Origin of the sequence: Paramaledivibacter caminithermalis DSM 15212, from assembly GCF_900142245.1 — a bacterium.
In the GTDB taxonomy this organism is placed as follows: Bacteria; Bacillota; Clostridia; order Peptostreptococcales; family Caminicellaceae; genus Paramaledivibacter; species Paramaledivibacter caminithermalis.
In genome coordinates, this window is sequence record NZ_FRAG01000079.1 from 1 (window position 1) to 11,257 (window position 11,257).

11 protein-coding genes are annotated in these 11,257 nt (G+C 30.6%); 4 read left to right on the forward strand and 7 right to left on the reverse strand.

The annotated features are described in order from the left end of the window. The first annotated feature begins 635 nt into the window (after nt 1-635). Together BUB36_RS20030 and BUB36_RS17210 are read left to right on the forward strand one after the other, a co-directional pair. Nucleotides 636-983, forward strand: coding sequence for a hypothetical protein (locus BUB36_RS20030; RefSeq protein WP_207550849.1), 348 nt, complete (start codon nt 636-638; stop codon nt 981-983). Further along, a complete protein-coding gene (locus BUB36_RS17210; protein ID WP_242655895.1) occupies nt 947-1,981 on the forward strand; it encodes a transposase in 1,035 nt (344 codons plus the stop codon). The genes BUB36_RS20030 and BUB36_RS17210 overlap by 37 nt, the downstream gene beginning before the upstream one ends. Before the next feature lie 314 nt (nt 1,982-2,295). Here the strand turns inward: BUB36_RS17210 and aroF are convergent, their stop codons facing one another. Next, nucleotides 2,296-3,075: a 3-deoxy-7-phosphoheptulonate synthase gene (gene aroF / locus BUB36_RS17215; protein WP_073153155.1), complete on the reverse strand. Its 780-nt coding sequence runs from the start codon at nt 3,073-3,075 to the stop codon at nt 2,296-2,298. Between the two features lie 167 nt (nt 3,076-3,242). Here aroF and BUB36_RS17220 point away from each other — a divergent pair, with 167 nt between their 5' ends. Next, nucleotides 3,243-4,712, forward strand: coding sequence for a transposase (locus tag BUB36_RS17220; RefSeq protein ID WP_073153157.1), 1,470 nt, complete (start codon nt 3,243-3,245; stop codon nt 4,710-4,712). 169 nt (nt 4,713-4,881) lie between these two features. On the opposite strand, the gene BUB36_RS17225 is transcribed toward BUB36_RS17220, so the two are convergent. Genes BUB36_RS17225 through BUB36_RS17250 form a run of 6 tightly spaced genes read right to left on the reverse strand, consistent with a single transcriptional unit; the run spans nt 4,882 to nt 10,910 of the window. Continuing rightward, nucleotides 4,882-6,108, reverse strand: a complete 1,227-nt coding sequence (locus BUB36_RS17225) for an ATP-grasp domain-containing protein (protein WP_073153160.1) — start codon at nt 6,106-6,108, stop codon at nt 4,882-4,884. 22 nt (nt 6,109-6,130) lie between these two features. Then, nucleotides 6,131-6,697: an anthranilate synthase component II gene (locus BUB36_RS17230; protein ID WP_073153162.1), complete on the reverse strand. Its 567-nt coding sequence runs from the start codon at nt 6,695-6,697 to the stop codon at nt 6,131-6,133. Nucleotides 6,698-6,706: 9 nt separating this feature from the next. After that, nucleotides 6,707-8,125 carry an anthranilate synthase component I family protein gene (locus BUB36_RS17235; protein WP_073153165.1) on the reverse strand — a complete coding sequence of 473 codons (1,419 nt, stop codon included), beginning with the start codon at nt 8,123-8,125 and terminating at the stop codon, nt 6,707-6,709. A gap of 11 nt (nt 8,126-8,136) precedes the next feature. Next, entirely contained in the window at nt 8,137-9,357 is a 1,221-nt protein-coding gene (locus BUB36_RS17240; RefSeq protein ID WP_073153168.1) for an ATP-grasp domain-containing protein, read from the reverse strand. Nucleotides 9,358-9,379: 22 nt separating this feature from the next. Further along, nucleotides 9,380-10,612 (reverse strand): ATP-grasp domain-containing protein, encoded by a 1,233-nt coding sequence (locus tag BUB36_RS17245; protein WP_073153171.1) that lies wholly within the window; start codon nt 10,610-10,612, stop codon nt 9,380-9,382. Between the two features lie 4 nt (nt 10,613-10,616). Continuing rightward, nucleotides 10,617-10,910, reverse strand: a complete 294-nt coding sequence (locus tag BUB36_RS17250; RefSeq protein WP_073153174.1) for a chorismate mutase — start codon at nt 10,908-10,910, stop codon at nt 10,617-10,619. Nucleotides 10,911-11,032: 122 nt separating this feature from the next. On the opposite strand from BUB36_RS17250, the gene BUB36_RS17255 reads away from it, so the two are divergent. Further along, nucleotides 11,033-11,257 (forward strand): IS1 family transposase (locus BUB36_RS17255; protein WP_330390537.1); only part of this gene is annotated, 225 nt, incomplete at its 3' end.

Sequence of the window (11,257 nt, forward strand, 5' to 3'; positions counted from 1 at the left end):
CTTTTAGATCTATTAGACATGATTTACCTCCAAATTAGTTTTATTTATTATATCATGTCCGAGTTTTTATTGTCTAATTAAGTATAACCTATCCAGTTTTTGTACGCTAGTAGTGTTTTGAATGTAGATAGTTCTTCACGTTATATATATCTTTTTTCTAATAAATTTGTTATGACTTATATAAGTAATAATCACTTTCTATTTCTATAAGTTCACAAAATTTTTCATCAGCCAACAGTCTTCCTCCTTTCTATTAAATAGTCTTTCGGAATTACCCGAGTGAGATGTTTCAAGGTTTTCCTTGAAACAAGTTTATTGTAATCCTCCTGATTTTATCAGGAGGTATTTCTTTTTATTCAAAGTAAAATTGGAAATTTTACTTATAAAAAACATTTAGAAATTTACCAAAAACACTTGACTTTTAAAAATCGCCCCAATAATCGCAGTGAAAGGATTAATTCCTTTACTAACTGTGATTGAGGTGATGTAAATGAAACCTGTAGTTGTTTCCCATGAATCTTAGCAAAGCTTTGTATTATCTAAGCTAAGGTAGCATTATTCTGGAGGCATTCTTAATCCTTGTAAATAGTGATTAGCCAATAATCCATAAGTTATAGATTACTGATCTTTCTTACGTGACTACATGGCTCTTTGACTCTTATTCTGACAAAGGTCCTGCCCCCCGTGATCCAGCTTCTATGCTACGCTCTTATCTGCTGTTTTTATTAACTAATCCTACCATTGGCATTACTGAATGGGTAAATGAGCTTTATCGTGTTCCTCTATATGCTATCATTAGTGGCTTTGAACCTAGTGATATTCCTGGTGTAGGAACTTTTTATGATTTTTTTCACGTCTTTGGGGCTATCAAAGTCCTAATATTAAATCTAATATTAAGAGAAAGCGCAAAAAGAAGAAAAAGAAAAAGCCTAAAAAGGGTGAAAAATTGCCTCCAAATAAACCCAGTATTGTCAAAAGGTTAGTTGAGCGTTTTCTTAAATATAATTCCAAGAAAAAAGTATTACCTGCTGACCGCTTATTTGAGTTCTTTGAGTCTGCTTTCCTATCTGTTTCTTCTAAGTTAGGTCTACTTGGTGACTCTAATAATTTTGGTATCATTGGTGATGGTACTCCTGTTGAAACTGCCAGTTATCCACGCAGCAAACCTACTTGTACTTGTAATACCAAGGGAATATCTAAATGTAATCATCCAAGGTTTTACTCTCAACCCGACTGCAATTCAGGTTGGAATAGCTCTAGGGAAAAATACTTTAATGGATATTACCTCTGCATGATATCCACTAGTGATAGCCATTATGACTTACCTCTTTATCCTAGGCTAAATCCTGCTTCCAGACATGATTTAGTTAGTTTTGTTATTAGCTTTATTGAGTTCTCACAAAGATACTCCCTAGGCAATACTAGCAAAATGCTTCTTGATGCTACCCATGATGCTGAGGCTATTTATAAACTGCTAAAACACTATGAAACTGGGCCTTTTATTGATCTCAATATTAAAACCAAGAAAATTTTCTCTACTGAGTCTAATATTCAAATTTCACCTGTGGACATTCCAGTTTGCCCTATCGGGCTTAATATGAAATCAAATGGCTTTGATAAATCACAAAATCGTAGAAAATGGCATTGTCCTCTTGCACGTGGTACTAAAATTTCTTGTGAAACCCCATGTTCTAGTGCTAAGTATGATCGTACTTTTCATACCTCTAACAAAGATAATCTCAGGCTCTTTACTAAAACTCCTCGTTCTTCTAAGGAGTGGAAAAACACCTATAAAAGACGTACTTCTATAGAACGTTCCAATAAGCGTGAAAAGGTTGATTACTCCTTAGAGCATGGTCGCCATCGTTCCACCAAGATGTGGTACATACGCATCTATGCAATCATGATGTGTCAACATATTGATGCTTGGTATTTTCATTCTAAAGATACTTTAAACCTTAAAGAAATTATTTTTGCTTAGTCTACTTAACTTATTTTTTTTTACAATCATGTAGGCTTATTTGTCATGCCTTTTTTTCATAAATCATACTGATTTTTATTTCCTCTCTTCATAAATACAAAATTCCCAGTTATTTTTTTACTTTTTAATGGTTTTTTCTTTATTTATTCCGAGAGGCTATTTAATTTTATTATCTTTGTACATATAACATATTAAAAAATCCCGTGTGATAATAATTTTCAAATATAATCACTACTTTAAAAGTTCTAAATAGTTGAAGTATAAAACTATAACCATATCAGCTTCCATAAGATAATATCTTTTAAACTCTAATATTACGAAATACGTTCTATCTCTAAAACAATTTCTTCAAACTGTGCTGGGGTTAAAGATTGTTCTTTATCAGATAATGCTTTTTCAACATTTGGGTGAACTTCAATCATAACTCCATCTGCGTTACAAGCAATAGCAGCTTTAGCCATTGGTTTAATTAATTCACGAACCCCTGTTGCATGAGATGGGTCTACAATAACTGGTAGACCTGTTAATTTTTGCATGAAAGGTACCGCTGCTAAATCAAGCGTATTACGGGTAAAATCGTTATATGTTCGAATTCCTCTTTCACATAAAATAATTTGGGAATTTCCTCCTATTGCAATGTATTCTGCAGCTAGGGCCCATTCTTTAACTGTTGAACTCATACCTCTTTTTAATAAAATAGGCTTGTCTCGTTTTCCTAGCTCCTTTAATAGTGAATAGTTGTACATGTTCCTAGAACCAACTTGCATAACATCTGCATATTCATATACTACATCAATATCTTTTATATCCATTACTTCTGTTACAACTGGTAAATTTGTTAATTCACTTGCTTCTTTCAAAAACTCTAACGCTTTAACACCTAAACCTTGAAATGTATATGGGTTAGTACGTGGTTTAAATGCCCCACCTCGAATCATGTCTACTCCAATTTGTTTTAGTATTTTAGCAATTTCTATTATCTGATCTCTTGATTCAACAGCACATGGTCCTGCAATAATTACTGGAGGATTTCCTCTTCCAATTTTGAGTCCATTTACATTAACAACTATAGGCTTTCCATTCAAAATATTCAAAGCTTACTTCCTCCCTTTATAATAAGAAGATCTTATAGTCGATTGTGAAATACTACAATCGGCTTTTTTACTATATTTTGGCCGATAGGCCTTTGTATTTACCTCCACTATGACGATATTAGTCATATACCACTACAACAAAATACCAACATAGGGAGGATGTTACCATGTTTTCTTTATCAGAATTTAAGCAATTAAATCTATTTGATAAATTTACTTCTTTAAATGTACTTTCTTATGAAAAACCAGCGGTTTTTCTAAATTTAATTAGAGATAATTTTAACCTTGAATCTTTTATACCAGATTCTTTTCGTAATCATTATTATTCTAATCTAGGGAGAAATAGAGACTATAATCTTTTTTCAATACTTTCAGCTCTATTATTTATGCATATGTTCAATATGCCTACAACTACTCTATTAACCCTATTCCTTCAATTTTCAAAGGTTCTCAGAGGGTTTTGTGGATTCAATAATAGAGTACCTGATACTTCCTTTTTTAGCAGATTCAAAATTAATTACGAAAAAGATATTTCTAATTCATTTAATTCTATGATTTGTCATATCATAGATATTTGTAATGAATTCGATGAATCTTTAGATGACGATTCACCTTTAAAGGGCTTAGCTTCAATGCTTATTTATGATACATCTGGGTTAAAACCTAAAGTTAAAGAAAATAACCCTAAAACTTTAGCTTCTGAGATAAATAAGCAAAAAAACTATGCTAAAATTACCAATAATGAAAATTTCAATCCTTATGCTGCCGCATATAAAAACATGCCTAAACAAGCTGAGTCTAATTCTTCTATTAAATTAGATTTTGTTAATGGTCATTTTAATTATTTTTATAAATTTGGTATTCTTACTAATGGCCTTGGAATACCAATGTACATCAACTTCTTTGATGATGATTTTTATTCTTCTATAGGCGATGTTTTTGATACTCCAGAGGAACAAAAGTTTTCCTTTGATAATACCTCTCTAAAGCCTGTAATAGACCAATTTTTTAGACATAATCCTAATAAAAAATTTGTTAGTTTCCTTGGTGACAGTGAGTTTGATAGCTATGATAATTTTTCACTTTTAAAACATTATGGTTTTAAAAAAGTTTTTATCCCTATTAACACCCGCAATACTAATCGTGTTGATAATTCCGACTTAAAATTTGATGTATCTGGTGCTCCTCTTTGTCCTCTTACTAAAGAACCTTTTATTCCTGAAGGAACTTGTAGAGGAAAAAATAGAAGCCCTCGTTTAAAGTATAAATGTCCTAAAGCCCGTAGGGATAAAAAAGGTAAATGCTATCATATTTGTGAAAATCCATGTACATCTTCCAAAGCTGGAAGAATGCATTATGTTTATCCTGATAAAGACTTTAGGCTTTATCCTGGTATTCAAAGAAATTCTGATGAGTGGAATTCTACTTATAAGCTTAGAACAACTATTGAAAGAACTATAGCTTCGCTAAAGAAAAATTCATCTATTGCTTTTCCTAGAACTTTAAACACAACCAGTATGAGAGCCGATTTATTTTTAACAGCCATAACTAAATTAATTAATGTTATAGTTGCTAACGCAATAGATAAACCACAATATTTTAGAAGTATCAGAAAGCTTTATAAATTAGCTTCTTAACACTATCCACAAGTCAATATCTTTTCATTATGCTACGCATTATTTTATGTTTAAAAATCATGGGGCTTAATAGATGCGTCTTTTTTTTTGTGCTTTTTTCTATGTTTTTTGAATCTTTATTGTGGATAACTCTTCAATTTATTTTACAATCCACTATAATAAGAAGATCTTATCTTACATCAAATGAAATATTATTTAGTACACTATTAATTCTTTGATTTAATATTTCCTCACAATCACCATATGTTATAAAAAATCCAATTCTATCCCAGGAACATTTAACTTGGCTAATAAAATCCCCTGGTGATTTTCCAATTTCCCATAAAATCACGTTTGAATCTGGATTGTCTAATATTTCAATTCCATTCACTTTTTCAAGAATTCCCTCTGGTGCTTCAAAATACCTAATAGCTGCATGTCTTAATGGTGACCGATTTATCGTCATTGTCTTTCCTGATAACATTTCTAGGTAATACTCTTTAAAATTAAATCCATATGCATGAGAAATTAAATCTGGAATTCTATCACCTGGTATTCTTCCCGCACATTCAATAATCCATTCTCTATTGTTTTGAATGATCCATTCAGCATGAAGAACAGATGTTTCAATTTGTGCTGATTTAACAATATTTTTCATGTGCTTTTGAATTGCAAGTTTTATATTTTTGTCTAAATTTGCTGGAACTTTATGCCCTGATTCAACAAAATATCCGTTATTAAATTTCTGCTTTTCAGTTATATTAAAAAATTGAATTTCTCCATTATTAACAAATATTTCAACTGAATATTCATCACCATAAATCATATCTTCAGCTATGTATTCCCATTTTAATTGTCGTTCTGGCACTAATAAATTCTCATCTGCAGAAGTAGTAAAGTCAAAAGCTTTTGAAATTTCATTAATATTGTTAATTTTAACGACTCCTAAAGAAGCGTGTCGATTAGCAGGTTTAAAAATAATTGGTTTTCCTTTAAAAAAATGTTCTAAGTCACTTTTCGTTTCGATTTTACCAAATCTTGGATGTGGAATATTGTTTGCTCTACAAAATTCTCGAAAGCGAATCTTGTTAGTAAATATTTGTGCACCAATATCACCAATCCTTGGTAAACTTAATAATTTTGCAGCTTCATTTGCAGGATAAACACTATACTCAAAGGCTGGAATTACAAGATCAAATTTAATAAATTTTGCCCATTCTTGAACAACTTTTAGATAGTCATTTGATTGATGATATCTAGCAGTTCTAATTTCCACGATATTATCTACTTGAATAGATTTCATCTTTTTCAATATATCAGGTTCTTCGATAATATATATAGAATAATTTTGATTATACCTCATTATTTCCTTGCACAATTTACTTCCTCTTCCAATCATTAACACATTCTTTTTCATAACCTACTCCTTTTACACTATACTAAAATTTTTTTACAAAATTTTCAATCATTTTTAACCCTTGTTTTGTCAATATTGATTCAGGATGGAATTGTACACCTTCTATTTTATGTTTTTTGTGTCGAACTCCCATAATAATACCTTCTGTTTGAGCTGTAATTTCCAAATGCTCTTTTGGAAATGTTTTAGGATCTATCACTAAAGAATGATATCTTCCAACCTCAATATTTGAAGCAACACCTTCAAATATACCTTTACCATCATGCTTTATTATACTTGTTTTTCCATGTATTACAGAAGGTGCATGAATAGTTTTGCCACCAAATACTTCTCCAATGGCTTGATGTCCTAAGCATATACCCAAAATCGGTTTTTTCCCCGCAAAATAGTTGATAACGTCTTTAGAAATACCAGCTTCAGAAGGTGATTTAGGTCCAGGTGATATTAAAATCTTATCAAATCTTATATTTTTTAATTCTTCTAATGTTATTTCATCATTCTTATAAACAATAAAGTTTTTAGTGAATTTACCCATGTATTGTATAATATTGTACGTAAATGAATCATAATTGTCTATAACAAGAATCATATTATCCTCCTAACTATTGTTTAATCCAAGCATGATTGCCCTACCCTTATCTATTGTTTCTTTGTACTCCATAGCTGCATGAGAATCATAAACTATTCCCCCACCAAGTGAAAGCTGTAGCTGATTGCCGCTTTTTAAAATTGTTCGAATTATTATATTTAAGTCAAAATCACTCATATCTTGTGCAATACGTCCTAAACTTCCTGTATAAAAAGATCTTCTATTAGGTTCAAGTTCAGCGATAATTTCCATTGCTCTCTTCTTTGGACACCCAGTTATTGACCCTCCTGGGAAAGTATTTCTAATGATATCTGTAAAGTCCAACTCTGGTTTTAAAATTCCTGATACTCTTGAAATTAATTGAAATACTGAAGCATAGGCTTCCACAAACAGTAAAGAATCAACTAAGACTGTCCCATAGTTACAAATACGTCCAAGATCGTTTCGTAAAAGATCAACGATCATAATATTTTCTGCTTTTTCTTTTATTGAATTTTTTAAGGACTGAAGGTTATCATAATCTTCTTTCTCATTTTTGCCTCTTGGTCGAGTTCCTTTAATTGGTTCTGTATAAACATGGATACCATTTTTATATAGAAATCGTTCAGGAGAACTACATAAAATTGAATAATGTTCTCCAAGTTTGAAATAAGCAGAAAAGGGAGAAGGATTTGTCTTTCTAATACTTTTATATATCTCCCAGTCATTTACATAATTTTGCATTCTTAGAATTTGCGACAAATTTACTTGATAAATATGTCCATCATATATATAATTCTTTATCTTATTAATTGACTTCAAATATTCATCTTTTGTAAAATTAAACTTTAATGTTTTGCTATCATTTTGTTTTTGAGTCTCATTTTTATTTGAATCTGAATTTGAATTCAATAAATTTTTGTGCCTTTTTATAAGATCATCACTAGTTAAATTTTTATCATCTGATTTTGTCATAAACCATAGTTTCTTAGTATCATGATCATAAATCCAAAAATCCTTACAAACAGCACAATAAAAATCTGGCATATTCAAAAAATCATTTTTAGAATTTTCGATATTCATTAGAGCTTCTCCAAAATTATAACTTAATGCAATAAATAATTGTGGAACGAGTCTTTGATTACTAGAATTTTTTTTATCTATTTCATAAACGTTAAATGATTTATATTTATTAAAAAGTTTCTGAAATTGTTTCAGGATAGCTTCTGGCGAATCTTCTTTAACAGTTGCAAAAACCTCATCAATAGGATTAATTCCGATGTAAGAATATCTAGATTTCTCTTTAATTGACTCAACACCCAAACCAGAATTTATCGCTGAATCTCGATTAGAAGAGTCCAAAAAAAATATTTTTGTGCTTCCACGCAGTTTGTCAACAATCTGTACTGGTATTAATTTATCTATTATTTCTACATATAAGTAATTCATTTAATCACTTCCTATTCCTCTGATTCAATAATTGGATAACTAAGTAAACAAGCTTTTTTTAAAATTTTTTGTAATTCAGTAGATGATTTTGCTTTTCCCAAAATTACACCTGCTCGTTGAAAAGAATATCTTGCTTCTGAAACATCTTGTCCCTCACTGATTTCGTAACGAACATCTATTATTCCTTCTAATTTCAATAAATCATCACTAGGTACCAATTTTTTAACATTGCCAGTACGATGAATTGGTATATGAACATATCCATGACTTTCATTCAACTTTTGATGATGAATAGCTACAGGTATTTGATTTTCAACTTTTACAAAAATATCATATAGATTGATATTTGTAGCATTCTCTATCATCTCAGGAATATAATTTCCTCCTGGTCGAATAGCAACTTCTCCTAATATTGGATTACCTAATTCGTTTAAAAAACACTCATGATGTATAACACCATGACAAATTCCAAAAGCTTGAACGACATCTTCATTAAATTTTTTTAGTACACTATATTCTAGATCTGATTCAAGAAGCATTACGCTTCCAACCATTTTATGAGAATTAAAGCCTAAATTATTTTTAAGATATCGACTAATACTTATAAATTGAATCTTTGAATTTTGAATAACAGCATCAATATGATATTCAGCACCTTCAACAAATTCTTGCAGTATAACACCATCACGCATAAAAAATGTTTTGTCGGTAAGATAGAGATACTTATATTGATACCAATCATTAATAGAAGTAATTTTCATAACATTTGAAGTTCCAAAGCCACTAACTGGTTTTGCAATGCATGTTTTACCTTGTTTCAATTTAGTCCTAATAAACATTTCAGCATCTTCTAGTAAGGAAACAAACAACGTATCTGCAACAGGTATATTATTTTTCCTAGCTACTTTATACATTTCAAATTTATTTCTTAAACTAAGCGAAATTTTATACCCTCTCCCTTGAATCCCATATGTATCTCTAAGTTGGCCCGCAGTTAATATTGAAGACTCACCAGGTGCTATTACAGAGCAAATATTCAAATTTTTTATATATGGTTCACAAACAGCTCGAACTATTTCAAAGTCTGAAATATCATCAACATGATGAAAATAATTATAAAATTTCGATGAAGGTCTTGGGTACCTTCGATCAACAATCGCTATTACACCTATATTATTTGATTTCAGCGCTTTCAATACCTCTTCACGCCTTCCAAGACATATGCTATACATCAAGTTTCCTCACTTTCATTTATCATTCTATTTCTATTGTCAACATTGACTCTAGCTCTGATAGTTGATTAAATATATCCTTATCACAGGTATTCGTATAACCATGATATCTTAAAATTCTTCCTCGATTATCTTTACTAGATTTTACCTGACTTCCTTTTTTACAAAGCCATTGTATTGATAAGTTCAAATCCGATTTTTGTAAGGCGTCTAACCCTTGTATATTTCTTAGCAATCCTATTTTTGGGGCAAGCACATAACCAACAAATGCACTTCCATTATTTTTAATGCTTTTTAAAAATCTTTCTCCAACACAATTCAAAACTGCAGCTTCATACATATCTATATCAAATACCTGTTTTATCAATTCTGGAATATATCCTCCTCCTATTCTTGGATTTAATTCAATAAGGCTGGCTTGATGTCCATCCCACTTAATTTCTGTATGTGTCATGCCTGTCGATACACCTAATACTTTATGCACAGATTCAACATATTTTTTTATGTTATAAATTTCATCTTCTAAAAGATTTGCAGCTGGAACGATATGTCCTGTCTCAACATGTTTAAATTTGGAATGTGATCTTTTTTGCGTAATCGTTACAAAATTTACCTCTCCATTTTCAACAATACTTTCAACAGAATATTCTTTTCCTGGAATGTATTCTTCAATCAACACTTTTAAAGAAAATTCTTTGCCTAATGAACCATATGCATTATTGTTCATATGTTCTTTGTAAGCAGCTTCAAGTTCTTTAAACGATTTTGCAATTCGAACATTAATACTTGCAAATCCATCAATAGGTTTCATAACTACAGGAAAAGGATATTCGTTTTTTCTTTCAGCAAGTGCTTCCATAGAATCAACAACTGCATAATAAAAAGGAAATAATCCATTAGAAGCTAATTTTTTTCTTGTCTGGTCTTTAAACGTCGTAGCATTTGCTGCATTAAATCCAAATGATGGCAATCCAAGTTGATCTGTTACTCCAGCTACATGTGGCATTAAAAATACATGTCCTGCAAGAACTCCATGAAAAGAGACTTTATCATAAAACCTTACTATCTCATTAATTGTTTCAATTAAATTAGTCGTATCAACCTTCACATAATAATCTATATTCTTCTTATCGTTTTCATCAACTTCTTCTGGTTCTTGGTATGTAGCTAGAATTGTTTCATATCCTAGTTTTTTTGCTCTTTTCAAATATTCTTTTCCAAATCGATAATTTTCAATTACTAACACTCTTTTCATTCTTCTATTTCCCCTCTCTTTTACTCGCATCAATAATTTCGTTTTCAATTTTACATGCATTATTAATAATAACTTGAAATAACTCTTCAATTAGCTCTTCCCTCAAGCCCACAAGCTGTCCAGATTTTTTTCGTGTTTCAAAAACTTCTTTTACTCGATTAGATTGCATCATTGGAATATTTTTTTTTCTTTTGAATAAAGCAATTTTATGGATTATACAAAATCTTTCTCCTAACTTTTTTATTATGCTTTCATCAATTTCATCAATTTTTGAACGATAAAATTTAAGATCTTCCATTTTTTCACCTCCACTAGAAATTTTCCGCTCTGTAAACTTAAATGAAAATTGAGGACTTCAATCCTCTGTGGTACAATGTTTTTGCTAAAAAAACTATACCTCCCAGAAAGGGTGAAGTCCTCATGCAAAAAATTGTACCAATTAAATGTACAAAATGCAATAATAAAGATTCTTTTTACCGTTATGGTAAAGATAAAGATGGTTATCAAAAATACCTTTGTCGCAAATGTAATCACCAATTTGCTCCTGATAAACCAATATCTAAAAAGGTACCTAAATACCCTCGCTGTCCCCTTTGTGGAAAGGCAACTTTTCTTCACCACGATTATGAGTATTACTCTAATTAT

Coding starts and splice junctions, on each gene's coding strand:
- BUB36_RS17220 (WP_073153157.1), top strand. CDS start 3,243: ATGTTTTCTTTATCAGAATTTAAGCAATTAAATCTATTTGATAAATTT.
- BUB36_RS17225 (WP_073153160.1), bottom strand. CDS start 6,108: ATGAAAAAGAATGTGTTAATGATTGGAAGAGGAAGTAAATTGTGCAAG.
- BUB36_RS17230 (WP_073153162.1), bottom strand. CDS start 6,697: ATGATTCTTGTTATAGACAATTATGATTCATTTACGTACAATATTATA.
- BUB36_RS17235 (WP_073153165.1), bottom strand. CDS start 8,125: ATGAATTACTTATATGTAGAAATAATAGATAAATTAATACCAGTACAG.
- BUB36_RS17240 (WP_073153168.1), bottom strand. CDS start 9,357: ATGTATAGCATATGTCTTGGAAGGCGTGAAGAGGTATTGAAAGCGCTG.
- BUB36_RS17245 (WP_073153171.1), bottom strand. CDS start 10,612: ATGAAAAGAGTGTTAGTAATTGAAAATTATCGATTTGGAAAAGAATAT.
- BUB36_RS17250 (WP_073153174.1), bottom strand. CDS start 10,910: ATGGAAGATCTTAAATTTTATCGTTCAAAAATTGATGAAATTGATGAA.